We start from the raw sequence: 24,087 nt of genomic DNA, 5'->3' as shown, positions 1-24,087 counted from the left end.
ATTGAAAGCCTTAGACTGCGCCGACATTCTTCAGCAGAACGGATTGGTCTGTAAGGTAGCGGGCGAAAATGGGCAGGCTGGCACCTCCGATGGCGCGTGCCTGAGACCCGACCTTGCCTTCGATGATATCAGGAATGAGGACGCCGCGCAGATCGAGCCGAGCGACCGCATCTCGTGTTGCAGCAACGATGCGCATTCTCACCCAGTCCGGGAAACCGCCGTCGATGACAGCGGCGCCGAAATCGATGATAGAGGCTGCAGCGACGATGGCCTGCGCCAGAGCGGCGGCGGTTGCCTGGATCCAAAGTTCCAGCGGTTCGCCGAAATCGACCCATTCATCGGCAGAATACCATAGCGGCTGCGGATCGATGCCTCGCGCGCGCAGCATGTTTTCCAGCACGAAGATCGAGGCGATATCCAGAAGCTGCCGGTTCGCACCATCTTCGCCGCGCACCGGCAGCGGGCCCACTGCGCCGGCCGTGCCGGTTCGGCCGGAAAAAATGCTGGAATTGAGAACCAGCCCGCCGCCGATGAAGGACCCGATGAACAGATAGATGAAATCCGGATAGGTCGGGCCGACACCGAACACCAGTTCGGCACCGCAGGCGCTGGTCGCATCGTTCTGCAGATAGACTGGATGCGCCACACGCGCCGCCACTTCGGCTTGCAGATCGACGCCGTGCCAGATTTCCATTGCGCCTTCCGGGGCACCGATCTCGTCGGCCCAGTTCCACAGTTCGAACGGGGCGGCGATGCCAATACCGGCGATCCTCGCCTGCTCCTGCGCGCTCATCTGCGCCTCGATATCGGCAAGCCCGTTTGTAATGATCTGCAAAATCTCGTGGGGCTGCGGATAGGCGTAAGCCTGGTGATAGCGCTTGCGGATATTGCCGACGAAATCCATCAGCACCAGATCGGCACTGCGGCGCCCGATCTTCACTCCAAAGGACAGGACCGCATCTGGATTAAGCCGCATTGGCACCGACGGTTGGCCGACACGGCCCCGCAAAGGCTGTCCACGCAAAAGCATCCCATCTTTTTCAAGCGCGCGCATGATGACCGAAGCCGTCTGGGCCGATAGGCCGCTGAGCCGGGTAATATCCGCCTTAGACAGTGCCCCATGCAGCCGCACCAGCGACAGCACAAGCCGCTCGTTATAGGCGCGCACCCGCATCTGGTTGGAACCACCGGAAAACCCAGCAGTGGGATTGGACCCGGCAAGCGGGCCATCGGCGGTCGTCATCCAGCTCCCTCAGTTCATCAGATTCCAAGACCCATAGAATGGCCGCATCGAATAAATAATTCAATCGGAATTAATTATTGACAGCTGTCGTTGTTTGGCGATGATGATCGGCGAGAATGCAGGATGTCTGGAGGAGGCGTCTGGACTCGATCCGGCCTGCATTCAAACCGAACCCGTCCGCGACGCGGACTTCGTCTCTGGGAGGAGAGCATGAGAAAATCCGTATTGTCCCTGTCATTCGGGGCGCTGGCGCTCAGTGTCGTGTTTGCAGCACCCGCACAGGCTGCCGACGTTTCTGCGTGCCTGATCACCAAGACCGATACCAACCCCTTCTTCGTCAAGATGAAGGAAGGCGCAACCGCCAAGGCCAAGGAGTTAGGCGTCACGCTCAAATCCTATGCCGGCAAGATTGACGGCGATAGCGAAAGCCAGGTCGCCGCGATCGAGACCTGCATCGCCGATGGCGCCAAGGGCATCCTGATCACCGCTTCCGATACCAAGGGCATCGTTCCGAACCTGAAGAAGGCTCGCGACGCCGGCCTGCTGGTCATCGCGCTCGATACGCCGCTGGAGCCGATCGACGCCGCCGACATGACATTTGCCACCGACAATCTTCTGGCTGGCAAGCTGATCGGCCAGTGGGCCAAGGATACGCTGGGTGATGCCGCCAAGGACGCCAAGGTGGCCTTCCTCGACCTTACGCCATCGCAGCCTTCCGTCGATATTCTGCGTGACCAGGGTTTCATGATCGGTTTCGGCATCGACCCCAAGGACCCGAACAGGATCGGCGATGAGGACGATGCCCGCATCGTCGGTCACGATATCACCAACGGAAACGAGGAGGGCGGCCGCACGGCCATGGAAAACCTTCTCCAGAAGGACCCGACCATCAACGTCGTTCATACGATCAACGAACCGGCAGCTGCCGGCGCCTACGAGGCGCTGAAATCGGTCGGTCGCGAAAAGGACGTGCTGATCGTGTCCATCGATGGCGGTTGCCCGGGCGTCAAGAACGTTGCCGATGGCGCCATCGGCGCTACCTCGCAGCAGTACCCCTTGCAGATGGCAGCGCTCGGTATCGAGGCGATCAAGAAATTTGCCGACAGCGGCGAAAAGCCGAAGCCGACCGAGGGTAAGAACTTCTTCGACACCGGCGTGACGCTGGTCACCGACAAGCCCGTTCCGTCGATCCAGTCGATCGACACCAAGGAAGGCCTCGGGAAATGCTGGGGCTGAGCCTCTAGGCGATATTCGCGGGTCGGTCGTGCAAGCCGCCGGCCCGCCGCGGCACCCTGCCTCAACGGGGCATACGATACAGCGGGAGGATTATATGAGCGAGCCAGTGGCCGGCGCACCGCATCACGACTATGAAAAAGTGCTGACGGACAGTTCGAAGGACGTAGCATCCTTCGATCACGACAAGCCGTCCGCCCTTCACAAATTGCGTCACTTCCTGCATTCCAATCCCTCCGCTGTTTCGCTGATCGTGCTGGTGGTTTCACTCTTCTTGTTCGGTCTGACGCTCGGCAGCAAATTTTTCTCCGCCTTCTCGCTGACGCTGATCCTGCAGCAAGTGGCAATCACCGGCATTGTCGGCGCCGCCCAGTCGCTGGTGATCATGACCGCCGGCATCGATCTTTCGGTCGGCGCCATCATGGTTCTGTCCTCGGTTGTGATGGGCCAGTTCAGTTTCCGCTACGGCCTGCCGCCCGAACTCGCCATTCTCTGCGGCTTCATCACCGGCGCGCTCTGCGGCTTCATCAATGGCGTACTGATCGCCAAGGTGAAACTGCCGCCTTTCATCGTCACGCTCGGCATGTGGCAGATCGTGCTTGCCAGCAACTTCCTTTATTCGGCGAACGAAACCATCCGCGCCCAGGAAATCGAGGTCAATGCGCCGATCCTGCAGTTCTTCGGCGAAACTTTCAGGCTCGGCGGTGCCGTCTTCACCTATGGCGTGATTGCCATGATCCTGCTTGTGGCGCTGCTGTGGTATGTACTCAACCACACGGCCTGGGGCCGGCATCTCTACGCTGTCGGCGACGATCCCGAAGCGGCCGACCTGTCCGGCGTCAACGTGCAGCGCATGCTGATCTCCGTCTATGTCATCTCCGGCGTCATCTGCGCGCTGGCCGGCTGGGCGTTGATCGGCCGTATTGGTTCTGTCTCACCGACGGCCGGCCAGTTCGCGAATATCGAATCGATCACCGCCGTGGTGATCGGCGGCATCTCGCTGTTCGGGGGCCGAGGCTCCATCTTGGGCATGATGTTCGGCGCACTGATCGTCGGCGTCTTCTCGCTCGGCCTGCGCCTGCTCGGCACCGACGTGCAATGGACCTATCTCCTGATCGGTGTCCTCATCATCGTCGCCGTTGCGGCAGACCAATGGATCAGAAAGGCCTCACGCTGATGACCGATACTCGCAAACCGATTCTCACGGGCCGCAACCTCGTCAAGCGCTATGGCCGTGTCACCGCCATCGACAATGCCGATTTCGATCTCTATCCCGGCGAAATTCTCGCCGTGATCGGCGACAATGGCGCTGGAAAATCCTCGCTGATCAAGGCGATCTCCGGGGCCATCCGGCCCGACGAAGGCGAAATCCGCATGGATGGCGAACTTATGCATTTCGCCTCCCCGATCGATGCCCGCAAGGCCGGCATCGAAACCGTCTACCAGAACCTGGCACTGTCGCCCGCCCTTTCGATCGCAGACAACATGTTTCTGGGCCGTGAAATCCGCAAACCCGGCTTCATGGGAAAGGTTCTACGCAAGCTCGATCATGCCGCCATGGAAAGGATGGCGCGTGAAAAGCTCTCCGAGCTTGGCCTAATGACCATTCAGAACATCAACCAGGCGGTGGAAACGCTTTCGGGCGGTCAGCGCCAGGGCGTCGCGGTGGCGCGCGCGGCAGCGTTCGGTTCGAAGGTTATAATCCTTGATGAGCCCACGGCCGCGCTCGGCGTCAAGGAAAGCCGACGCGTGCTCGAACTCATTCTCGACGTGCGCGCGCGTGGCATCCCGATCGTTCTGATCTCCCACAACATGCCGCATGTTTTTGAAATAGCCGACCGCATCCATATCCATCGGCTGGGCAAACGGCTCACCGTCATCGATCCGAAAGACTATACGATGTCGGATGCCGTCGCCTTCATGACCGGCGCCAAGGCACCCGAGCCCATGGCCGCATGACCATGACCACCGACGATATCGCCCGCGCACTGCTCGATCGCGCGGGCGACAGGCAACGCTTCATGGTGGCGATTGCCGGACCGCCTGGTGCCGGCAAATCGACGCTGGCTGACGACCTCGCCACCGCCTTGAGAGCGACAGGCGAAAGCGCTGCAGTGCTGCCGATGGACGGATTTCACATGGATGACGGCATCTTGCGTGAAAAAGGTCTTCTGTCACGCAAGGGCGCACCGGAAACGTTCGACCTGCGTGGCTTCCTCGATATCGTCCGCGCCGTCAGACGCGCGGATGACGATGTGCTTGTCCCCGTTTTCGACAGATCCCGGGAAATTGCCATCGCGGCTGCCCGTATCGTCGCCCGGTCGACCCGTTTCGTTCTGGTGGAAGGCAATTACCTCCTCCTCGACCGGCCTCCCTGGTCAGCGCTGGCGAACCGTTTCGACTATTCGATCCTGATCTCGCCGCCAGTTGCCGTGCTGGAGGCAAGACTGATGCGCCGATGGCTGGATCTGGGCTTGCCCGAACATGCGGCGCGCGAAAAGACCGAGGGCAACGACCTGAAGAATGGAGCTCTCGTGCGGGAACAAAGCCGGCAGGCGGATTGCGTGCTGACGGAGTGATCGCCAGCCAAAGGCTATCCGGCAGGCCGGCTCGTCGGCCGGCTAAAGTGACGCCGCTCCGATCCGCCTATTGACGAAGACATCATACCGGGTGCTTTTGCCGAGAATCTGGTGCGAAGGTTTCCGGACACCCGGTATCGGCTCTGCGCGCAGCGGCCATTTCAGCACCACGCGGTGTTGTGCGGTTTCGAGCGCGATATTCAGAAGTTTGGCGGAATCCGGATCAGTTCCCACCAGGTCGCGGATGATCCGCATTTCCTTCTTCACCAACGCGCTCTTGTCGCGCGGCGGATGCATCGGATCGATCAGGACGACCTGGGGATTGAGGCCGGGAAGCAGGCTGCATGAATCACCGTGGATCAGCGTCATGCGGTCGACCGTCTCGGCATGCCGTCCTCCCGCTGCGTGCGCCCGCTCCAACCCTTCGGCCAGCAGCGCATGCATGGCTGGCGAGCGTTCGATGAGGGTAACGTGAGCGCCGAGCGCCGCGAGGAAAAACGCGTCGCGGCCAAGACCTGCGGTCGCATCCACGATATCCGGGGTGACACCGGCCGAAAACCCGGCGGCTCTTGCCAGCGGTTGCCCTCTTCCTTCGCCGGATCGGAACCGGTGGCCAACGGGACCGCCGACAAAATCCACGATCAGGGACGATGTGTCGAGTTTCTGCGCCATGTCGGGTGCCTAGAAGGGAACGGGAGCGGTAAAGCTTGCAGACGAACCATCGGGGCGGACGAAGCTCAAGTGTTCCGCGTGCAGGAGCAGACGGTCCGCCGCCGCCAATGCCGCGCCATGGGCATAAAATTCGTCACCGAGGATGACGTGGCCAACCGCCTTCATGTGGACGCGCAACTGATGGGTTCGACCGGTCAGCGGAAACAGGCGCAGACGGGTGGTATGTTCGCCGTAGCCGATGACCTGCCAACGTGTCTGCGCGGGCTTGCCGTGATCGGTGTCCACGCGGTGCCTCGGCTTGTTGTCCGGATCAATCGCCAGCGGCAAGTCGATCAAGCCTTCTTCACCTTCGATCCGGCCCCAAACCTCGGCGATATAGGATTTCTTGGTGGTACGGGCCTCGAACTGGGCCGCGACGAAGGCATGAGCCTTGCGGTTGCGCGACATCAGGACAACGCCGGATGTATCCTTGTCCAGCCGGTGAATGATCAGCGCCGTCGGATATTTCTTTTGCGCCCGCGTCAACAGGCTGTCCGACAGCGACGGATGACGGCCAGGCACGGAAAGAAGTCCGGACGGCTTGTCGAAGACGAGAAAATCCGCGTCCCGATGCAGAAGCGACAGACACGGTTCAAGCGGCGGATTATAGATTGGAGCGACATCGGAAAGCGCGTTCATGGCCGACCATTTAACACAAATGGGGCCTTACGGCAGGCCCTGCAGGCGGATTTCCGCAGGTCATCACCCGCCCCGCCGTGCCACTTCTAGCTCGCAGGCATGGCGGCGGTCAGTCGGAGAAGACACGTCTCTGACCTGGACGGCGAAAGCGCGCTGGAAGTGGTGCCGCAGGGCACGCTTGCAGAGCGGATCCGGCCGGGGGCGTCAGTATCCGGCCTTCCTTTTTTTCACGCCGACCACCTGCGGCCCAAAATCTACAACGGCTAAAGCGGCAGCGACGGGCATGGCAGCGCTGCGCGCATGAGCGTTGGCTGGTGGCGATTTCACGATCCTCGGGAGTGAGATCGGCAGTACGTATCTGAAGCGTTTGACCGGGCAGGCGGACAACAGTGACGCTTGCGCATTTTTTACAGGGAATGAACGTCTGACAGTGTTTCACCAGCGCCGACGCACCTATATTTCAGTACAGGCGATTAGCTCCTGATCCGGGCGAAGGATCTGGCCCGCCGCCATGTGGGCCCAGTTGCCGAAAGGACGATTGCAGATGTTGACGATTGGCGATTTATCGAGAGCGACGGGCGTCAAGGTCCCGACCATTCGCTATTACGAGCAAATGGGTCTGCTATCTCATAGCGAGCGGTCGGAGGGCAACCAGCGGCGCTATTCGAGAGCGGAGCGCGAGCGTCTTTCGTTCATCCGGCATGCGCGCGATCTGGGCCTGAAGATCGAGTCGATCCGGGAACTCATCGAGCTCAGCCAGCATCCCGAAAAACCATGTGCCCAAGCCGACCGCATCGCTGCCGAGCAGCTGAGCGAGGTACGTGAAAAGATTGCTCGTTTGAAGAAACTGGAGGCGGAACTCGAGCGGATCACGACGCATTGCCACGTCAACCATGTCGGTGATTGCTACGTGATCCGGGCTCTCGCAAACCATGACCTGTGCACCACAGACCACAACTAGCCCGGCACCCGGACGATCTGCGAGCCGAACGCAGCCGCCGCTGCAACTCACGTCTAACGGGGATGCAGGTCCCCGTTCAACGGATCGGCCGCAGCAGACGCAAGGCATTGAGCGTGACCAGCACCGTCGCGCCGGTATCCGCCAGAATGGCTGGCCACAACCCGGTTACCCCCAGAACGGTGGTGGCGAGAAAGGTCAGCTTCAATCCAAGCGCGATCGTGAGGTTTTGAAAGATATTGCGCATCGTGCGGTTCGACAGATCCATCATCAGAGCGACGTCTCCGATGCGGCCATGCAATACGGCGGCATCGGCTGTTTCGAGGGCAATATCGGTGCCACCACCGATGGCAATGCCGATATCGGCGGCGCCAAGGGCGGGAGCATCATTAATGCCGTCGCCGACCTTTCCGACAACATAGCCCTGCTTTTTCAATGTCTCGACGATGCGCAGCTTGTCCTGCGGCATCAGCTCGGCACGAACCGCGATGCCGAGCTGCGTGCCGACAGCCGCTGCCGTGCGTGCATTGTCACCGGTCAACATCATCGTCCGGATGCCGGCATCGCGCAGGGCCTTCAGACCCGCTCCGGCATCCGGGCGCGGTTCGTCGCGCATGGCAATCGCGCCTGCCATCGCGCCGCCGATGACAAGAACAGAGACCATCTTGCCCTCCTCGTTCAAAGCCGCAATCGCCTGGCTGAGCGCTGCCGGCAAAGCGGCGCGTTCGGCCGCCGCCTTCGGCGACCCAAGGAAGACTTCCGAGCTGTCGACGAAGGCGCTCACACCTTGGCCGCCCAAGGCCTTCGCACCCCTTGTCGCCAACAATTCGATCCCCTCGGCCTGTGCTCTTGCAAGAATGGCAAGGGCAAGCGGGTGGCTCGAACCGGCCTCTAGCGAGGCTGCATAAAGCAGGACATCGTACGCACCCCGGTCGCAAGGCAGGATATCCGTCACGATTGGTCTGCCGACCGTCAGCGTGCCGGTCTTGTCGAATGCCACGGCGGTGAGCTTGCCCAGCCTTTCGAGCACGGCGCCGCCTTTCATCAAAAGGCCACGGCGGGCACCGGCCGAGAGGGCGGCGGCAATGGCGGCTGGCGTCGAGATCACCAGCGCGCAGGGGCAGCCGATCAACAGGACAGCAAGCGCCTTGTATATCCAAATCTGCCAGTCCCCGCCAGCAAACAGCGGCGGAAGGACTGCGACCAGCGCTGCAACGATCACGACAGATGGCGTATAATAGTGGGAGAACCGGTCGATGAACCGTTCGGTGGGCGCCTTGGATTCCTGCGCCTCTTCGACAAGCCTTACGACACGGGCGATCGTATTGTCCGCGGCGGCAGCGGTTACCCGAACGCGGAGATTGCCATCGCCATTGACCGTGCCGGCAAAGACGGAGCCGCCGACTGCCTTTGCGACCGGCACGCTCTCCCCCGTGACAGGCGCCTCGTCAACGGCGCTTTCGCCCGCCACGATGACGCCATCGGCCGAAATCCGATCGCCCGGCCTGACAAGAATAACGGCTCCAACGCTGACGGTCTCAGCCGCGACCACCCGAACGCCATTCGCATCCTGGATAAGGGCGGTCGCCGGCACGAGCGCGGCCAGGGAGTGGATACTGTCGCGTGCACGACGGCCGGCAACGCTTTCCAGCATTTCGCCGACGAGAAAGAGAAAGACGACGGTGGCGGCTTCCTCTGCGGCATTCAGTAAAAGGGCGCCAACGGCCGCGATTGTCATCAGCATTTCGATTGAAAACGGCGCGCCCGACCCCGCCGCCGCAATGGCCTTGCGCGCGATCGGCACCAGCCCGACGGCCATCGCCAGCATGAAGGCATAGGGGGAGATGGCAGGGAAGAACTGCCCGCTGGCATACGCCAGCACGAGTGCAAGCCCCGCAATCAGCGTCAACCGGCCCTTTCGACCGCGCCACCACGGACCTGCAAGGAAAGCATGGTCATGACCATGGTGGCGCTCGCCCGATACGCCTCCGACAGGATGATCGTGGCTGTCGCCATGCCGATGGCCATGATGGTGATGGCCACTTTCTCCATGGCAACCGCCCGGCGATGGGTCTCGCAGGGGGCTTTCATCCGATACGCATGCGGAGCCTGTAACCTGCGGTTGCTTCTCCAAAGCAGCTTTGTTCGCAGCCTGTTTGGCGTCTTCTGATATCTCAACCGCGCCATAGCCAAGACCAACCAGCTTTTGCCCAATCGCCAGCCCATCACGCCCATCATGCGCTACCGTCATCGTCCCTTTCATGACCGATACGGAAACGTCGGTGACGCCGGGCATGCGTCGGACAGCGCTATCGATTTTAGAGGCGCAGGACGCACAATCCATTCCATCGATGCGAAAGCGGGTGTGAAACGTCGTGGTCATGGCGGGTCCTTTTGATGTTCGGACCACTCTTACGACCTCTAGCAACTAGAGGGACAAGAGAAATATGATTTGGCAATTTACTTATGAGGGCGCAGGAGGAATGCGAAATTAGGGAACGTCCCTTAGCGGACTTCCATCAGGCTTTAAGAACTATAAGATTTGGAGTGGTTGCTGCAATGGCGGAGAGGGTGGGATTCGAACCCACGATACGGTTGCCCGTATGCCGCATTTCGAGTGCGGTGCTTTCGACCACTCAGCCACCTCTCCGCTTGAGCATGATGACGCGTTGGTCAGCGCGGCTGTCTCATAGCGACGAAAAACGGGGCTGGCAAGAGGCCAGAGGAAACTCTTTGTAGACGGTTACCTTGACAGTTATTTGACTCTCGCGTATCCCCGCACGCAATCAGGCGTGGAACGCTTCCCTCGCCTCTTTGTTTGTGCGGTTGAGCCTTAAACTTTCCCCACGGACTTTCACCGGCAGGCTGTTGGGGAAACCTTCGAAACCTGCCTTCCCGACTGACAAAAAGACGGTCCTTCCTCAGAAGAGAGCCGGAACGAACATGAAAGGATAAAGAATGTTCGCAGTCATCAAGACCGGCGGTAAGCAGTACCGCGTGGCCGCCAACGACGTGCTCACCATCGAAAAGCTGGAAGCAGACGCTGGCGCAACCGTAGAATTCAACGAAGTCCTCGTCATCGGCGTTGGCGCCGATGCCAAGTTCGGCGCACCATTCGTCGCCGGCGCCCTCGTCAAGGCCGAAGTCGTTGAGCATAACCGTGGCAAGAAGGTTCTTTCCTTCAAGAAGCGTCGCCGCCAGAATTCCAAGCGGATTCGCGGTCATCGCCAGCATCACACGGTCGTTCGTATCACCGACATCGTCGCTTAATCGGGTTTCGTAGGTTTAAAGGAGAACTCCCATGGCACATAAAAAAGCTGGCGGTTCGTCGCGCAACGGTCGCGATTCCAATTCCAAGCGCCTCGGCGTGAAGAAGTTCGGTGGCGAAACCGTCATCGCAGGCAACATTATCGTGCGTCAGCGCGGTACGCAGTGGCATCCGGGCGCCAATGTCGGCCTCGGCAAGGACCACACGATTTTCGCACTGACGGCCGGCAACGTGAATTACCGTACGAAGGCCAACGGCCGCGTATACGTGTCCGTTGCGCCGAAAGCCGAAGCCGCAGAATAAGCCGGCAAGCGTTATGCAACCGGCGTCTCATCGACCCGGTTGAACGTCAAAGGTTCAGTCAAAGAAAAGGGGAGATGGGGCGCCACCCACCTCCCCTTTTTCTTGTCCTTACGAAGGAGACTGAACATGCAAGGCGAATTGTTGAGGAGCGACCAGTCACGGTCGCCCGAAGAGCGGCCACGGCCCGACCGGCCAAGGAGCAGTTGCCCGGTGTTGTTGTCGCAAAGACTGGTTCTGCGCGCACCCCACGAAGAAGACATCGACGCCCTTGCCCATCTCGCCAACAATGCGAATATCGCGACCATGGTCGCGCGCATGCCGTTTCCCTATACGGTCAAAGACGCCGCCGATTTCGTGCGACGTTCGAAAGACGGCGTGATTGGCAAGTGCGTCTATGCCGTGACCAATGCGGACAACGGCAGGTTTCTGGGATGCTGTGCGCTGGAACCGCAGGAAGACCCTGCAACGCTTGAGATCGGCTACTGGCTGGGCGAACCCTATTGGAATCAGGGCTTTGCTACAGAGGCGGCGCATGCGCTGATCGACATGGCGTTCCGCACGCGGGACATAGACCAGATCGATGCACGATGCCGTGTCACCAATATCGCGTCGCGGCGTGTGATCCACAAATGCGGTTTTCAGTTCCAGGGATCCGGCATGATCGGTTCGCTGGCACTGGGAGGCATGGTAGCGGTCGAATGGTTCCGGCTCGACCGCAAGACCTGGATGTCGCTGCGCAGCTGGGGGGAAATGCGATGACCGCTGTTCAGATGGAAAGGCGGATCGTCGCCGAAGGGATCGGACCCTGTCCTGTCATTCGCACGTCGCGCCTGTTGCTGCGGCCTCACCGAGCGCAGGACGCCGATGCGATCGCCGTATCGCTTTGCGATTTTTCGGTGTCACGCATGTTGGCACGGGTGCCTGTACCCTATCATCGCCAGGATGCCGTCGATTGGCTGGGCAGCCAGGCCGCCGATGCGAGAAACGGCTGGAGTTTCGCGGTCTGCGATACCGACGCCAGTCATATCGGGGCAGTCGGCATCGATCTTCGCCATGGTCGGTGGCATCTGGGCTATTGGTTGAACCGAAGCCGGTGGAACCGCGGACTGATGACGGAAGCGGCCGGTGCTGCGCTCAGGGCTTTTTTTGAGCGCATGCCCGAAACACCGGTCCATTCCGGCATGTTCTGCGACAATGCCGGTTCATTGCGTGTGCAGCAGAAACTGGGCTTCGCGATTACCGGCTGCCGGGACGTATTTTCGGTCGCCCGCGGTCACATGGTCACGCATATCGATACGGTCATCGACGCACGGGATCTCGCCGGGACGACCGGACGCTAAACCATCGGCGCGCAAGACAGGCTGGCTGCCGCCCCGATGCCATATCAGGGTCGGGGTGATCAGTCGATCTCGAGCCAGACGGGAAAGTGATCCGACCCGGTGGCCGTCGCGTCGACAAACGCGTCCCGCACCCGGAGAAAAAGCTGATGATTGACGAAGCAGTAATCGAGATGCGCTTTCTGCGGCCCCTGTGCTGGTTGGATCCAGCTGTAGCAGCCGGGCATCAGGCGTCCCAAACGCGCCAGCACGTCGACAGGCTGATTGGCCCTGAGTGCGCGCCCGTAAAAGCGGTCATCAAGGCCGAGCATCGCGATATATTCCGGCGTTTCGGGCTCCATGTTGAAATCACCCATGACGATGAAATCCGTCGGCTGCGGCAGATCCGGAAAGCCACGGGCCGACGCGCCTGTCAATGCGCCACCCTCGTCAGCGAAACTGAGGACGCGGGCCTTCAGGAAGGCGATCTGCGCCAGACGCTCGTCGGGGGAAACATGATCGAGGTGAACGGAATAGACGCGCATCGCGCCGGCCGGCGTATCGATCACCGTCTCGAGCGCGCTGCGTTGCAGATTGATGTGTTCGACACTGTGGGTCCGCGGCAAAAGCAGGTTGCGGATGCAAGGATCGGCCAGCGCGACAGGATCATGTTGCCGAACTGGAAGCGGCGCTCCTGCTGACGGCCGTTTTCGACCCGTGCCTCGAGAAGAACATCGCAACCGGCGCCATAGGCCAGAAAGAATTCCGGAAACACGGCCTGCAAAGCGTCGACCATGTCGACATAGCCGTTTTCGGGAGAGTTGCGGGTCACCTCCTGGAGCGCAACAACATCGGCCCCGGCCAGACTTTCGGCAATGCGGTTCAGATCGAAACGGCCGTCGAGGCCGATACCATACTGGATGTTATAGCTGACGAACTTCATGATAATCTTTGACCTTGGCCCCCATGGGCGATATCCAAACCGCAAACCGACTATCAGACAAGTGACGGCAAAAAGATGAAATTCCTTGACGAGACAAAAGTATACATTCGCTCGGGCGACGGCGGCGCCGGAGCTGTCTCGTTCCGACGGGAAAAATTCGTCGAATTCGGGGGACCGGATGGCGGCGATGGCGGTCGTGGCGGCGATGTTTGGGTGGAGGCCGTCAACGGTCTCAACACGCTGATCGATTTTCGCTTTCAGCAGCACTTCAAGGCACAGACCGGCATTCACGGCATGGGGCGCAACCGTACCGGCGCCAACGGCGCCGATGTAACGCTGAAAGTGCCGGTCGGCACGCAGATCTTCGAGGAAGACAACGAAACCCTGATCACCGACCTGACCCGCGAAGGCCAGCGCTTCCGTCTGGCCAAGGGCGGCAATGGCGGCTTCGGCAACGCCCATTTCAAGAGCGCCACCAATCAGGCGCCCAACTGGGCAAATCCCGGCCTCGAAGGTGACGAGAAAACCATCTGGCTGCGCCTGAAGCTGATTGCCGATGCCGGTCTCGTCGGCCTGCCCAATGCCGGCAAGTCGACATTCCTGGCCTCCGTGACCCGGGCGCGGCCGAAGATCGCCAACTATCCATTTACGACGCTGCACCCCAATCTCGGTGTCGCCACCATCGACGGCCGGGAATTCGTTCTTGCTGACATTCCCGGGCTGATCGAAGGCGCGCATGAAGGTGTGGGCATCGGCGACCGGTTCCTCGGTCACGTGGAGCGCACACGTGTCCTGCTGCACCTCGTGTCCTCGATGGAGGAAAATGTCGGCAAATCCTACAAGACCGTGAAGACCGAACTGGAAGCCTATGGCGGAGGTCTGATCGACAAGCCCGTCATCGTCGCTCTGTCGCAGATCGACATCCTTGATGAAACGGAACTGAAAGCAAAGGCGAAGGAGCTCGAAAAGGCATCCGGCCAAAAACCCTTCCTGATTTCCGCCATTACCGGCAAGGGCATGACGGAAGTCTTGCGCGCCCTGCGCGACGTGATCGTCGAGGCCAGCGGCACCGGCGAAACGGCGCTTCCTGATCGCTCCATTCCGCTGAAGGACGACCTCGGTGAGGATGACGACGAATGAGTGAGCGGCGCAAATCGCTGACCAGCTATCGCCGCGTTGTCATCAAGATCGGTTCCGCCCTTCTCGTCGACCGCGGCACCGGACTGAAATCGGGCTGGCTCGATGCGGTTTGTGCCGACATTGCCGCACTTAAAGCGAACGGCACGGATGTGCTCGTGGTTTCCTCCGGCGCCATTGCGCTGGGCCGCACCGTACTTGGGTTGCCGCCGGGAGCTTTGAGACTGGAAGAAAGCCAGGCGGCTGCGGCCGTCGGCCAGATTGCCCTGGCGCGGGCATGGTCGCAAAGTCTGTCGCGCGACGGCATCGTTGCCGGACAAATCCTGCTGACGCTGGGCGACACCGAAGAGCGCCGCCGCTACCTCAATGCCCGCGCGACGCTGAAGCAATTGATGACCATGGGCGCCGTGCCGATCATCAACGAAAACGACACGGTTGCCACGTCGGAAATCCGCTATGGGGACAACGACCGGCTGGCTGCCCGCGTGGCCACGATGGCCGGCGCGGACCTCCTCGTCCTTCTGTCAGATATAGACGGGCTCTACACGGCGCCGCCGCATATCGACCCACGAGCACAATTCCTCGACGAAATTGCCGAAATCACGCCGGAGATCGAAGCCATGGCTGGCGGCGCGGCCTCGGAGTTTTCGCGTGGCGGCATGCGCACCAAGATAGACGCGGGCAAGATCGCAACCACCGCCGGCTGCGCGATGATCATCGCCTCTGGCAAAACCGACCATCCGCTGCGGGCGATCGATGACGGCGCACGCTGCTCGTGGTTTGCGCCGGCGACGACACCGGTCAACGCGCGCAAGACATGGATTGCTGGGCATTTGCAGGCCAGCGGCGAATTGCAGGTCGATGCCGGCGCCGAACAGGCGCTCCACAGCGGCAAAAGCCTGTTGCCGGCGGGTGTCACAAAGGTAGGTGGCCAGTTCAGCCGCGGCGATACGGTGGCCATTATCGGCGCCGACGGTCGCGAGATCGCCCGCGGATTGGCAAGCTACGACGCCGACGAGGCGCGCCAGATCGCCGGTCGCAAATCTGGCGCGATCGAAGGCATTCTCGGCTATGCTGGGCGCGCTGCCATGGTGCATCGTGACGACCTGGTGGTCACGGGCCAGTTCCAGGTCCCGCAGGATCTGACGGTCGGGGAGGATATGCGTGCTGGATAAGGTTTCCCAAGCAACGGATGTTGCATCCGTAATGGCGGCGATCGGTAAGAATGCGAGAAGCGCGGCGCGCAGCCTTGCAACCGCATCGACCGAAGCGAAAAATGCCGCGCTGCATGCCATGGCCGATGCCATTCTGGCCGCCCAGGACAAACTGCTGGCCGCCAACGCCGCCGATCTCGAAAACATCCAGGGCAAGGGCCTGCTACCCTCTTTCATTGATCGCTTGACGCTGACTGAAAACACCCTGTCTGAGATGGCGCAGGGCCTGCGCGCGATTGCCGGGCTCCGGGACCCGGTCGGCGAGGTGATTGCCACATGGGACCGGCCTAACGGCCTTCGCATCGAGCGCGTGCGTACGCCGCTCGGCGTCGTCGGCGTCATCTATGAAAGCCGCCCGAACGTCACGGCCGATGCCGGCGCCCTGTGTTTGAAAGCCGGGAATGCGGTGATCCTGCGCGGCGGATCGGATTCCGTGCTGTCGTCGCAGGCGATCCATGCCTGCCTCGTGGAGGGGCTGACAGCGTCGGGGCTCGACAAGCACGCAATCCAGCTCGTGCCGACCACGGATCGCGCTGCGGTCGGCGCCATGTTGTCGGGACTGGAGGGTGCAATCGACGTGATCGTTCCGCGCGGCGGCAAAAGCCTGGTGGCGCGTGTGCAGAATGAGGCCCGCGTCCCCGTCTTTGCCCATCTCGAAGGGCTTTGCCATATCTATGTCGATGCGTCGGCCGATCCCGCCATGGCGGAAAGGATCGTCGTCAACGCCAAGATGCGCCGGACAGGCATATGCGGCGCAGCCGAAACGCTGCTGATCGATAGCGCTGCCAGCGATGCGCTGGTGAAGTCGCTTCTGGTCGGCTTGCAGAATGCCGGCTGCGAAGTGCGTGTCGACGCCGACCTGATGGCAGTCATTCCCGATCTCGTTACGGCGAAGGAAGACGACTGGCGCACCGAATATCTCGACGCCGTCATCTCCGTGAAAAAAGTTGGCGGCATATCCGGCGCGATCGACCATATCGGCACCTATTCCTCCCATCACACCGAGGCTGTGATTGCCGAGGATCCGGCGGTCGTCGCACGTTTCTTCAACGAGATCGATTCGGCCATCCTCGTGCACAATGCCTCCACCCAGTTTGCCGATGGTGGCGAGTTCGGGATGGGCGGCGAAATCGGCATTTCGACCGGAAAGATGCATGCCCGTGGGCCGGTGGGCGTGGAGCAGCTAACCTCTTTCAAATACCGAGTGCATGGCACCGGCCAGATACGGCCCTGACCGCCGGTGGAGGAGCAAGCCGTCGATCGCCATTATCTGCGCATGCCGCATGCGGAACGCGGCATGGCCATTGGCCTGTTCGGGGGGTCGTTCAATCCGCCGCATGAAGGGCACCTGCTGGTGGCGGAAATCGCCATGCGCCGGCTCGCGCTCGACAATTTGTGGTGGATGGTAACGCCCGGCAATCCGCTCAAGAGTCGATCGGAACTTGCGTCACTGGCGGACCGCATCGCCGCCAGCGAAAACATGATCGACGATCCGCGCATCAAGGTAACGGCATTCGAGCAGGTCCTGGAAACCCGGTTTACGGCCGACACCGTGGCCCATGTTGCAACACGCAATCCCGGCATCCGGTTTGTCTGGATCATGGGCGCCGACAGCCTGAAAAACTTTCATCTTTGGCAGAACTGGCGCCAGATCGTCGCCACCTTTCCGATCGCCATTATCGACCGGCCTGGTGCAACCCTTTCGCTCCTTTCGTCGACCATGGCACGAGCCTATGACCGTGCCCGGATCGACGAGGAGGATGCCGCCCATCTGGCGATGCGACCTGCCCCTGCCTGGACCTTCCTGCACGACCGACGCTCGGCGATCAGTTCCACCCAGTTGCGTGCCAGGGCGCGGGACAAGACGTGATCGACCGGGCGCGTCGAGATCGTGATCGCGAGACCATCGCTCTTGAAAGATGAGTGGTTCGATGCCACCTTTATGACTGCGGGTCCCGGATAACGGGATTCGCAAGTGCCTGTTCTGTCTTGGACGAAAGGAAAAACCCTGACAACAGTACACGCCAAGGGAAAGACGCATCGTCTGCTCCCGACGAGCCCAGACCGTGGCGCGCAAGCCGCGGATCGTGCTCTTGAACTCGTCCTTGCCAGCCTGGAGGACTCCAAAGCCGAAGATATCGTCACAATCGACATTGCCGGAAAGTCGGCGCTGGGAGACCATATGGTCATTGTCTCCGGGCGATCGAGCCGCCATGTTTCGGCCATCACCGACCATCTCGTTTCCGATCTCAAGGATGAAGGTTTCGGTGGTGCCCGTGTTGAAGGCCAGGAGGCCGGCGATTGGGTGTTGATTGACACCGGCGATATCATCATCCACGTGTTCCGCCCTGAAATCCGCGAGTTCTACAATATCGAAAAGATGTGGGCCGCACCGGATTTCGAGGAAAACACCTTGCACTGACGGTCGCGCCGCTCGTCCGGATCGGCAAGACATGGCGGAATGAGACGATGCGCATCAGCCTTTTTGCCGTGGGACGGTTGAAAGCCGGCCCTGAAAAGGAACTTGCCTCGCGTTACGTGGACAGAATGGCGAAAGCCGGCCCGGCCGTGGGGCTGGAATTTGCTCGCGTCGTTGAAGTGGCGGAAAGCCGGGCCTCCAATGCGGACACACGCAAGCGTGAGGAGGCCGGCCTGCTGGACAGGGCAATGCCGGAGGGCGGCGTCCTGATCATCCTCGACGAACGCGGCAAATCCATGGATAGCGAAGCTTTCGCCGCCATGATCGGTCGTTTTCGCGATCAGGGTAAGCGAGACCTGATGCTGGCGATCGGTGGTGCCGATGGTCACGACGCATCCTCGCGCGAGCGCGCCGACGCCGTGGTGAATTTCGGCGCAATGACCTGGCCGCATCAATTGGTGCGCATTCTGCTGGCCGAACAGCTTTATCGCGCTGTCACCATTTTGTCCGGCCACCCCTATCACCGTGTCTGACGGCCTTGCGACCCGATTGGCACGAACGATGTTCGTAGTGGCACGCAACGCATATTCCGCTTAGTATGACCTGATCCGGCAGAGATTCGCGGGACGGAATGAAGAGATCAACATGGATCGGGCGAACTGCAGCGCTGCCGGCAACGGCGGCGGTTTTTGCGTTTTCGGTTTTGATGCTTGTGTCCTCCGTTTCTGCCCTGGCGCAGGAGCCGGCAGCGGGAATGCAGAACGCAACGGCAGCGGCAGAAGCGCCATCCGACGAGCTTCAGCGCAAACGCGACGAGACCCGCAAGGAACTTGAGGAGCTGACACGTTCCATCGATATCTCCTCGGAAAAGGCCCGTGTGATCGAGGAGAACATCGCGGCGCTCGAAAAAAGCTCGGCCAGCCTGCGGCAGGCGCTGATCGATTCGGCTGCGCGGCGCAAGGAGCTGGAAGCGCAGATTCTCGCAAGCGAGGAAAAGATCGCCCAGCTCGGTGTTCGCCAGGATGCGATCAAGACATCGCTGCATGACCGCCGGGCCGTCCTGGCGGAAGTTCTGGCGGCGCTCCAACGGATGGGGCGCAGCCCGCCGCCCGCCCTCCTCGTCACTCCCGAGGATGCGCTGGGATCCGTGCGAAGCGCTGTTCTTCTCGGTGCTGTGGTTCCCGGCATGCGCAAGGAGGCGGCAACGCTCGTCCGGGATCTGGAGGCGCTTGCCTCGCTTCAACGCGATGCCAATGCCGAAAAGGCGCGGGTATCAGGGACGATTGCCGAGAGCCTCGAAGAAGACAAGCGCATGCAGCTGCTGATGGCGGAAAACGACAAGCAGAGCCGCACGAGCTCGGAGGATCTGGCAGCCGAACAGCAGCGGACCGAGGAACTGGCTGCGCGCGCGCAAAGCCTGAGCGGCCTGATCGAAGAGCTTGAGAACGACATCACCTCCATCCGTGCCGCAGCTGAAAGAGCGCGTCTCGAGGAGGAACGTCAAAGACAGTTGAGCGCGCAGGAACGGGACAAGGCGCGCCAGCTTGCCGAAAGCGGCGTGCCTGACAAAAACCGCATTGCGCCGGCATATCCGTTTTCGAGCCTGAAACAGAAGCTGGAACTGCCCGTTGCTGGCGAAATTCTGAGGTCATGGGATGATCCGGACGGAACCGGGCACCAGGCCCGCGGCGTGACGCTTGCGACCGGAACCAATGCGGTGGTGACGGCACCGGCCGACGGTTCCGTCGTTTTTGCTGGTGCCTTCAGAAGTTACGGCCAGATGGTCATCCTCAATGTCGGCGACGGTTATCACGTGGTTATGACCGGCATGAGCGCCGTAAATGTGCGACAAGGCAGGTTCGTGTTCGCAGGCGAGCCGATCGCCGTCATGGGCGAAAAAAGAGTGGCAAGCGCAACCGCGTTGGCGCTGGAAACAGACCGGCCGACGCTTTACATTGAATTCAGGAAAGATGGCAGCCCGGTCGATTCGGCACCGTGGTGGGTCAGAAAAAGGGACACTGGAAGGGCACGCAATGATTCGTAGGGCTTCTCTTGTCATCGTCGGCGCACTCATGGGTGCAACCGCGATGAGCGTGATCTATTCGGCCGGCGTTCCGGCTCAGGCTGCCGGGTCTTCGACCTACCGCGAATTGTCGGTCTTCGGTGACGTATTCGAACGCGTTCGTGCCCAATATGTGACGCCGCCGGACGAAGAGAAGCTTGTCGAAAACGCCATCAACGGCATGCTGACATCGCTCGATCCGCATTCGAGCTTCATGAATGCCAAGGATGCCGACGACATGCGTACCCAGACACGGGGCGAATTCGGCGGTCTCGGCATCGAAGTCACGATGGAAAACGAACTCGTCAAGGTCATCACCCCGATCGACGATACGCCGGCAGCCAAGGCCGGCGTTCTGGCCGGTGACTTTATCTCCGAGATCGATGGTACGCCGGTACGGGGCCTGAAGCTGGAAGATGCCGTCGAAAAGATGCGCGGCCCGATCAACACCCCGATCAAGCTGACGATCGTCCGTCAGGGCGCCGACAAGCCGCTGGAAATCACCGTCGTTCGCGATACGATTGCCGTTCAGGCCGTCAAGTCGCGGGTCGAGGGCGATGTTGGCTACGTGCGTGTCATCTCTTTTACCGAGAAGACCTATGAAGGACTGGAAAAGGCCATCAAGAAGATCAAGGCGGACGTCCCGGCCGACAAGCTGAAGGGCTATGTCCTTGACCTCCGTCTCAATCCGGGCGGCCTGCTTGACCAGGCGATCAACGTATCGGACGCATTTCTGGAACGCGGCGAGGTCGTTTCGACGCGCGGCCGCAATGCCGAGGAAACACGCCGGTTCAATGCAAGCGCCGGCGATCTGACCGACGGTAAGCCGGTTGTCGTTCTGGTCAACGGTGGTTCGGCCTCCGCATCGGAAATCGTGGCCGGCGCGTTGCAGGACCTCAAGCGCGCCACGGTTGTCGGCACACGCTCGTTCGGCAAGGGTTCGGTGCAGACGATCATTCCGCTTGGCGATGCCGGGGCGCTCCGCCTGACGACGGCGCTTTACTACACCCCATCGGGCAAATCGATTCAGGGCACGGGTATCGAGCCGGACATCAAGGTGGAACAGCCGCTGCCGCCCGAACTGCAGGGCAGGGTAAAGGCCGAAGGGGAATCGAGCCTGCGCGGCCATATTACCGGTCAAAGCGAAACGGAAGAAGGATCCGGCTCCTCGGCCTACGTTCCGCCGGAAACCAAGGACGATATTCAGCTGAACTATGCACTTGATCTGCTGCGCGGCAACAAGACGGATCCGTCGTTCCCGCCCCATCCCGACAAAGCGGCAGCAGCCATAAAGCCTTGAGGGCTTTCTGAACAGCATGGAGCCGGCCGCGTGGCCGGCTTTGCATATCAGCAGAGAGTATCGAGGCGGCCGATCATTGGGGACCGATCTTCACGCACCGCTAGGACGGAACCGGCAGGCCCGCGCCCAACGGACTAAACGCGCCTCGATCGGCATGATCGCGGGTTTGCTGGCCGTCGCTGGCATTGTCGGATTTTCCTTCTACACAATGCGATCCGATCCTGCGCTGCAGAGGGCCGATCTCGCCTCACCTGCCCCCGCCCCGGCGGCGCCTGTGGAGGATCGCGTTCCGACAGGCCCGACATCCAACGCGACCGGTCTGGCGCGATCAGGGCCGCAAGGCGGCGCAAACGTGCGGCAGACTCAGACGGACAGCGGGCAGGTCGTGACTACCTATTCGCCGCGGCAGCGGGACGGGAACGGGCCCCTGATCGTGGAGGCCCAAAGAGTCGGCCAGGATCCACGCATGGCCGCAACACCCAATGACGACCTGATCGAAGAGACACCGGAAGGACGTTTGCCGATCGTCGGACCGGACGGGTTGAGGCCGATGGAGCAATATGCCCGCCCTTGGTCCGGTGCGCGCGGCACGCGGATTGCCATCGTCGTGGCAGGGCTTGGCCTCAGCCAGACCGGCACCCAAAGCGCCATTGAACGTCTGCCGGCAGAAATCACGCTCGCCTTTGCCGCAACGGGAAACAGCCTGCCGCGATGGATGCAGCAGGCGCGCCGCAACGGCCATGAAATCCTTGTGCAATTACCGATGGAATCCTTCGATCCAACCGGCAATCCTCCCGGGTCCGGAACCTTGCTGACCGAGGCGACCGTCAAGGAAAACATCGCCCACCTTCGCGAGGCCATGGGGCAGATCACCAATTATACGGGCGTCATGAACTATCTCGGCGGTCGCTTTTTATCGGACGCGGACGCGCTGGAGCCCGTGCTTCGAGATATCGCTTCCCGGGGACTGCTTTTCCTGGACGATGGTTCCTCGGCACAATCACTGACGCAAAAGTTCGCAAAGCCGTTGCGCCTCCCGCATGCTTTTGCGGATCTGACCCTAGACACTCAGTTGGATAAGGTCGAAATCCTGAAAAAGCTCGATGAATTGGAGCGCATTGCCCAACGCAAGGGTTTCGCCATCGGAACGGCATCGGCATTCGATGAAAGTGTCGAGGCCATCCAGCAATGGGTGGGCGAAGTCAGCAATCGCGGGATCGAGATCGTCGGTGTTTCCGCGCTCGTCGACGATCCTTCCCGCCAGTAAAAGGACAGTGGTCACAAGATGAGCAAAAACCGGAAGGTCGTGTCCGCAGACAGTCTGCCTTATCGCCCCTGTGTCGGCATCATGGTTTTGAACGCGGCCGGTCTCGTCTGGGTGGGGCGCCGTCTTTCGAAAAACAACTCGGAATCCGATGGCTCGCCGCAGCTTTGGCAAATGCCGCAAGGCGGCATAGACAGGGACGAGGATCCTCTTGTTGCGGCCCGCCGCGAATTGTTTGAGGAGACCGGCATGCGGTCCGTTAAGCTGCTCGCGGAGTCGCAAGGCTGGATCAACTACGACCTGCCGTCGCACCTGATCGGCATTGGCCTGAAAGGCAAGTATCGCGGTCAGATCCAAAGATGGTTCGCCTTCCGCTTCGAGGGCGACGAGAGCGAGATCAACATTGAAGAACCGCCGTCCGGCCAGCATCAGGAATTCGATGCCTGGGACTGGAAACCGATGTCGGATCTGCCTGACCTGATCGTACCCTTCAAGAGGGACGTCTACCGCCAGGTGGTGGCAGAATTCGCTCATCTTGCCGATCGGAGCCTTTGATCGGCGCCGGCGTTTTCGGGAGCATGACGCCGGCAGATCAACTGCCGGCGTCTGCGAGTGGTCTTATTCGGCAGTGTCGGCCGGGTCGGCGTTGAGCTGGCCGTATTTGTCCTCGCCGATCTTGCCGAGGAGTTCCAGCTGCGTTTCGAGGAAGTCGATATGGCCTTCCTCGTCCATCAACAGTTCTTCGAAAAGCTTCATGGAGACATAGTCCCCTGCGGCGTGACAGATGTCGCGCGATTCCTTGTAGGCCTTGCGGGCATCGTATTCGCCGGCAAGATCCGCTTCCAGTACTTCTCGGACATTCTGGCCGATGCGAAGCGGCGCGAGCGTCTGCAGGTTGGGATGGCCTTCAAGGAAGATGATGCGGGCAACCAGCTTGTCCGCGTGGTTCATTTCCTCGATCGATTCGGCCCGTTCCTTTTTGGCGAGCCTCGTATAGCCCCAGTCTTCCAGCAGCCGATAATGAACCCAGTACTGGTTCACAGCGCCGAGTTCGAGGAAAAGGGCTTCGTTAAGCCGCTCGATGACTTTTATGTCGCCTTTCAATGTCCGCTCTCCTGTTTTCTTCGTGGAGTTGTTTCAGGCGGGACATATAATCAACTACCTCGGCCTGCGTCGAGTGGCGACGGGCGTGATAGTCCTCGGTGGTGCGGATGATCAGATCGACGACATTCGGGAAACAGCCGCAACAGCGACCGCGCTTGGCCATGGCGTGATACACCTTGGCCGGTACGATCAGCTGCCAACAGTCTTCATCCAGCATCGCGACGATGGTGTCGCGAATTTCATTGGCGGTTATGTAATTGCAGCTGCAGACGAGCATTGTCGGACATATCCGGAAACATGAGCAGGCTTATCCGCTTCTCTCCCAAACAAGTGGAGCAATGTCAAGAAAATGAATCCTTGATTGGCTTCATGATGTCGTGAGGTCGGGCGGCGG

At 60.8% G+C, this 24,087-nt stretch carries 25 protein-coding genes, 1 tRNA gene and 1 pseudogene; 19 read left to right on the top strand and 8 right to left on the bottom strand.

What is annotated here, in order from left to right:
* Nucleotides 1-10: 10 nt before the first annotated feature.
* Nucleotides 11-1,243: an ROK family transcriptional regulator gene (locus ACQKKX_RS16180; RefSeq protein ID WP_427572036.1), complete on the bottom strand. Its 1,233-nt coding sequence runs from the start codon at nucleotides 1,241-1,243 to the stop codon at nucleotides 11-13.
* A gap of 210 nt (nucleotides 1,244-1,453) precedes the next feature.
* Here ACQKKX_RS16180 and ACQKKX_RS16175 point away from each other — a divergent pair, with 210 nt between their 5' ends.
* The 4 genes from ACQKKX_RS16175 to ACQKKX_RS16160 all read left to right on the top strand — a co-directional run bounded on the left by ACQKKX_RS16175 (nucleotide 1,454) and on the right by ACQKKX_RS16160 (nucleotide 5,055).
* The gene (locus tag ACQKKX_RS16175) at nucleotides 1,454-2,479 is read left to right on the top strand and encodes a sugar ABC transporter substrate-binding protein (RefSeq protein ID WP_427572034.1); all 1,026 of its coding nucleotides are present in this window, start codon (nucleotides 1,454-1,456) and stop codon (nucleotides 2,477-2,479) included.
* Between the two features lie 94 nt (nucleotides 2,480-2,573).
* Nucleotides 2,574-3,653, top strand: a complete 1,080-nt coding sequence (locus ACQKKX_RS16170) for an ABC transporter permease (protein ID WP_427572032.1) — start codon at nucleotides 2,574-2,576, stop codon at nucleotides 3,651-3,653.
* Entirely contained in the window at nucleotides 3,629-4,435 is an 807-nt protein-coding gene (locus ACQKKX_RS16165; RefSeq protein WP_427572031.1) for an ATP-binding cassette domain-containing protein, read from the top strand. The genes ACQKKX_RS16170 and ACQKKX_RS16165 overlap by 25 nt, the downstream gene beginning before the upstream one ends.
* Nucleotides 4,432-5,055, top strand: coding sequence for a nucleoside triphosphate hydrolase (locus ACQKKX_RS16160; RefSeq protein ID WP_427572030.1), 624 nt, complete (start codon nucleotides 4,432-4,434; stop codon nucleotides 5,053-5,055). The genes ACQKKX_RS16165 and ACQKKX_RS16160 overlap by 4 nt, the downstream gene beginning before the upstream one ends.
* Before the next feature lie 42 nt (nucleotides 5,056-5,097).
* On the opposite strand, the gene ACQKKX_RS16155 is transcribed toward ACQKKX_RS16160, so the two are convergent.
* Both ACQKKX_RS16155 and ACQKKX_RS16150 read right to left on the bottom strand, forming a co-directional pair.
* Entirely contained in the window at nucleotides 5,098-5,727 is a 630-nt protein-coding gene (locus tag ACQKKX_RS16155; RefSeq protein ID WP_427572028.1) for a class I SAM-dependent methyltransferase, read from the bottom strand.
* A 9-nt stretch (nucleotides 5,728-5,736) separates the two neighbouring features.
* Entirely contained in the window at nucleotides 5,737-6,405 is a 669-nt protein-coding gene (locus ACQKKX_RS16150) for a pseudouridine synthase (RefSeq protein WP_427572027.1), read from the bottom strand.
* A 544-nt stretch (nucleotides 6,406-6,949) separates the two neighbouring features.
* Here ACQKKX_RS16150 and ACQKKX_RS16145 point away from each other — a divergent pair.
* Nucleotides 6,950-7,366 carry a MerR family transcriptional regulator gene (locus tag ACQKKX_RS16145; protein ID WP_427572025.1) on the top strand — a complete coding sequence of 139 codons (417 nt, stop codon included), beginning with the start codon at nucleotides 6,950-6,952 and terminating at the stop codon, nucleotides 7,364-7,366.
* A 76-nt stretch (nucleotides 7,367-7,442) separates the two neighbouring features.
* Here the strand turns inward: ACQKKX_RS16145 and ACQKKX_RS16140 are convergent, their stop codons facing one another.
* Nucleotides 7,443-9,746 (bottom strand): heavy metal translocating P-type ATPase, encoded by a 2,304-nt coding sequence (locus tag ACQKKX_RS16140; RefSeq protein WP_427572024.1) that lies wholly within the window; start codon nucleotides 9,744-9,746, stop codon nucleotides 7,443-7,445.
* 177 nt (nucleotides 9,747-9,923) lie between these two features.
* A tRNA-Ser gene (locus tag ACQKKX_RS16135) sits at nucleotides 9,924-10,013 on the bottom strand.
* A gap of 308 nt (nucleotides 10,014-10,321) precedes the next feature.
* Between ACQKKX_RS16135 and rplU the strand changes: the two genes are divergently transcribed.
* The 4 genes from rplU (at nucleotide 10,322) to ACQKKX_RS16115 (ending at nucleotide 12,274) form a co-directional block, all read left to right on the top strand.
* Nucleotides 10,322-10,633, top strand: a complete 312-nt coding sequence (gene rplU, locus ACQKKX_RS16130) for a 50S ribosomal protein L21 (RefSeq protein WP_427572022.1) — start codon at nucleotides 10,322-10,324, stop codon at nucleotides 10,631-10,633.
* A 31-nt stretch (nucleotides 10,634-10,664) separates the two neighbouring features.
* Nucleotides 10,665-10,934, top strand: coding sequence for a 50S ribosomal protein L27 (rpmA, locus tag ACQKKX_RS16125; RefSeq protein WP_427572021.1), 270 nt, complete (start codon nucleotides 10,665-10,667; stop codon nucleotides 10,932-10,934).
* Nucleotides 10,935-11,060: 126 nt separating this feature from the next.
* Nucleotides 11,061-11,693: a GNAT family N-acetyltransferase gene (locus ACQKKX_RS16120; protein ID WP_427572019.1), complete on the top strand. Its 633-nt coding sequence runs from the start codon at nucleotides 11,061-11,063 to the stop codon at nucleotides 11,691-11,693.
* Entirely contained in the window at nucleotides 11,690-12,274 is a 585-nt protein-coding gene (locus ACQKKX_RS16115; RefSeq protein ID WP_427572017.1) for a GNAT family N-acetyltransferase, read from the top strand. Before ACQKKX_RS16120 ends, ACQKKX_RS16115 begins: the two co-directional genes overlap by 4 nt.
* A 59-nt stretch (nucleotides 12,275-12,333) precedes the next feature.
* Here ACQKKX_RS16115 and ACQKKX_RS16110 read toward each other — a convergent pair.
* Nucleotides 12,334-13,193 (bottom strand): annotated as a pseudogene (locus ACQKKX_RS16110) (endonuclease/exonuclease/phosphatase family protein).
* Between the two features lie 75 nt (nucleotides 13,194-13,268).
* On the opposite strand from ACQKKX_RS16110, the gene obgE reads away from it, so the two are divergent.
* From obgE to ACQKKX_RS16060, 10 genes are all read left to right on the top strand, one after another.
* Nucleotides 13,269-14,333, top strand: a complete 1,065-nt coding sequence (obgE, locus tag ACQKKX_RS16105) for a GTPase ObgE (protein ID WP_427572016.1) — start codon at nucleotides 13,269-13,271, stop codon at nucleotides 14,331-14,333.
* Nucleotides 14,330-15,505, top strand: a complete 1,176-nt coding sequence (gene proB, locus ACQKKX_RS16100; protein WP_427572014.1) for a glutamate 5-kinase — start codon at nucleotides 14,330-14,332, stop codon at nucleotides 15,503-15,505. Before obgE ends, proB begins: the two co-directional genes overlap by 4 nt.
* Complete coding sequence (locus ACQKKX_RS16095) at nucleotides 15,495-16,778, top strand: glutamate-5-semialdehyde dehydrogenase (protein ID WP_427572013.1); 1,284 nt, start codon at nucleotides 15,495-15,497, stop codon at nucleotides 16,776-16,778. The genes proB and ACQKKX_RS16095 overlap by 11 nt, the downstream gene beginning before the upstream one ends.
* Nucleotides 16,779-16,820: 42 nt before the next feature.
* Complete coding sequence (locus ACQKKX_RS16090) at nucleotides 16,821-17,414, top strand: nicotinate-nucleotide adenylyltransferase (RefSeq protein ID WP_427572100.1); 594 nt, start codon at nucleotides 16,821-16,823, stop codon at nucleotides 17,412-17,414.
* Between the two features lie 105 nt (nucleotides 17,415-17,519).
* On the top strand, nucleotides 17,520-17,966 hold the full coding sequence (rsfS, locus tag ACQKKX_RS16085) for a ribosome silencing factor (protein WP_427572011.1): 447 nt from the start codon (nucleotides 17,520-17,522) through the stop codon (nucleotides 17,964-17,966).
* 47 nt (nucleotides 17,967-18,013) lie between these two features.
* Nucleotides 18,014-18,496 carry a 23S rRNA (pseudouridine(1915)-N(3))-methyltransferase RlmH gene (rlmH, locus tag ACQKKX_RS16080; RefSeq protein ID WP_427572009.1) on the top strand — a complete coding sequence of 161 codons (483 nt, stop codon included), beginning with the start codon at nucleotides 18,014-18,016 and terminating at the stop codon, nucleotides 18,494-18,496.
* A 98-nt stretch (nucleotides 18,497-18,594) separates the two neighbouring features.
* Nucleotides 18,595-20,007, top strand: a complete 1,413-nt coding sequence (locus ACQKKX_RS16075; protein WP_427572008.1) for a murein hydrolase activator EnvC family protein — start codon at nucleotides 18,595-18,597, stop codon at nucleotides 20,005-20,007.
* Nucleotides 19,997-21,325, top strand: coding sequence for a S41 family peptidase (locus tag ACQKKX_RS16070; RefSeq protein ID WP_427572006.1), 1,329 nt, complete (start codon nucleotides 19,997-19,999; stop codon nucleotides 21,323-21,325). Before ACQKKX_RS16075 ends, ACQKKX_RS16070 begins: the two co-directional genes overlap by 11 nt.
* A 76-nt stretch (nucleotides 21,326-21,401) precedes the next feature.
* The gene (locus ACQKKX_RS16065; protein WP_427572005.1) at nucleotides 21,402-22,592 is read left to right on the top strand and encodes a divergent polysaccharide deacetylase family protein; all 1,191 of its coding nucleotides are present in this window, start codon (nucleotides 21,402-21,404) and stop codon (nucleotides 22,590-22,592) included.
* Between the two features lie 18 nt (nucleotides 22,593-22,610).
* The gene (locus tag ACQKKX_RS16060; protein ID WP_427572003.1) at nucleotides 22,611-23,144 is read left to right on the top strand and encodes an RNA pyrophosphohydrolase; all 534 of its coding nucleotides are present in this window, start codon (nucleotides 22,611-22,613) and stop codon (nucleotides 23,142-23,144) included.
* 63 nt (nucleotides 23,145-23,207) lie between these two features.
* Here the strand turns inward: ACQKKX_RS16060 and bfr are convergent, their stop codons facing one another.
* Both bfr and ACQKKX_RS16050 read right to left on the bottom strand, forming a co-directional pair.
* Complete coding sequence (gene bfr, locus ACQKKX_RS16055; RefSeq protein ID WP_427572001.1) at nucleotides 23,208-23,693, bottom strand: bacterioferritin; 486 nt, start codon at nucleotides 23,691-23,693, stop codon at nucleotides 23,208-23,210.
* Nucleotides 23,659-23,970, bottom strand: coding sequence for a (2Fe-2S)-binding protein (locus tag ACQKKX_RS16050; protein ID WP_427572000.1), 312 nt, complete (start codon nucleotides 23,968-23,970; stop codon nucleotides 23,659-23,661). The genes bfr and ACQKKX_RS16050 overlap by 35 nt, the downstream gene beginning before the upstream one ends.
* Nucleotides 23,971-24,087 lie beyond the last annotated feature (117 nt).

The sequence above is a fragment of the Neorhizobium sp. NPDC001467 genome (assembly GCF_050275975.1).
In the GTDB taxonomy this organism is placed as follows: Bacteria; Pseudomonadota; Alphaproteobacteria; order Rhizobiales; family Rhizobiaceae; genus Neorhizobium.
This window is presented reverse-complemented; position numbering and strand designations above follow the sequence as displayed.

Coding starts and splice junctions, on each gene's coding strand:
- ACQKKX_RS16070 (WP_427572006.1), top strand. CDS start 19,997: ATGATTCGTAGGGCTTCTCTTGTCATCGTCGGCGCACTCATGGGTGCA.
- rpmA (WP_427572021.1), top strand. CDS start 10,665: ATGGCACATAAAAAAGCTGGCGGTTCGTCGCGCAACGGTCGCGATTCC.
- ACQKKX_RS16145 (WP_427572025.1), top strand. CDS start 6,950: ATGTTGACGATTGGCGATTTATCGAGAGCGACGGGCGTCAAGGTCCCG.
- proB (WP_427572014.1), top strand. CDS start 14,330: ATGAGTGAGCGGCGCAAATCGCTGACCAGCTATCGCCGCGTTGTCATC.
- ACQKKX_RS16060 (WP_427572003.1), top strand. CDS start 22,611: ATGAGCAAAAACCGGAAGGTCGTGTCCGCAGACAGTCTGCCTTATCGC.
- ACQKKX_RS16115 (WP_427572017.1), top strand. CDS start 11,690: ATGACCGCTGTTCAGATGGAAAGGCGGATCGTCGCCGAAGGGATCGGA.
- obgE (WP_427572016.1), top strand. CDS start 13,269: ATGAAATTCCTTGACGAGACAAAAGTATACATTCGCTCGGGCGACGGC.
- rplU (WP_427572022.1), top strand. CDS start 10,322: ATGTTCGCAGTCATCAAGACCGGCGGTAAGCAGTACCGCGTGGCCGCC.
- ACQKKX_RS16075 (WP_427572008.1), top strand. CDS start 18,595: ATGAAGAGATCAACATGGATCGGGCGAACTGCAGCGCTGCCGGCAACG.
- ACQKKX_RS16155 (WP_427572028.1), bottom strand. CDS start 5,727: ATGGCGCAGAAACTCGACACATCGTCCCTGATCGTGGATTTTGTCGGC.
- ACQKKX_RS16180 (WP_427572036.1), bottom strand. CDS start 1,243: ATGACGACCGCCGATGGCCCGCTTGCCGGGTCCAATCCCACTGCTGGG.
- ACQKKX_RS16150 (WP_427572027.1), bottom strand. CDS start 6,405: ATGAACGCGCTTTCCGATGTCGCTCCAATCTATAATCCGCCGCTTGAA.
- ACQKKX_RS16120 (WP_427572019.1), top strand. CDS start 11,061: ATGCAAGGCGAATTGTTGAGGAGCGACCAGTCACGGTCGCCCGAAGAG.
- ACQKKX_RS16050 (WP_427572000.1), bottom strand. CDS start 23,970: ATGCTCGTCTGCAGCTGCAATTACATAACCGCCAATGAAATTCGCGAC.
- ACQKKX_RS16175 (WP_427572034.1), top strand. CDS start 1,454: ATGAGAAAATCCGTATTGTCCCTGTCATTCGGGGCGCTGGCGCTCAGT.
- ACQKKX_RS16170 (WP_427572032.1), top strand. CDS start 2,574: ATGAGCGAGCCAGTGGCCGGCGCACCGCATCACGACTATGAAAAAGTG.
- ACQKKX_RS16160 (WP_427572030.1), top strand. CDS start 4,432: ATGACCATGACCACCGACGATATCGCCCGCGCACTGCTCGATCGCGCG.
- ACQKKX_RS16165 (WP_427572031.1), top strand. CDS start 3,629: ATGGATCAGAAAGGCCTCACGCTGATGACCGATACTCGCAAACCGATT.
- rlmH (WP_427572009.1), top strand. CDS start 18,014: ATGCGCATCAGCCTTTTTGCCGTGGGACGGTTGAAAGCCGGCCCTGAA.
- ACQKKX_RS16090 (WP_427572100.1), top strand. CDS start 16,821: ATGCCGCATGCGGAACGCGGCATGGCCATTGGCCTGTTCGGGGGGTCG.
- ACQKKX_RS16140 (WP_427572024.1), bottom strand. CDS start 9,746: ATGACCACGACGTTTCACACCCGCTTTCGCATCGATGGAATGGATTGT.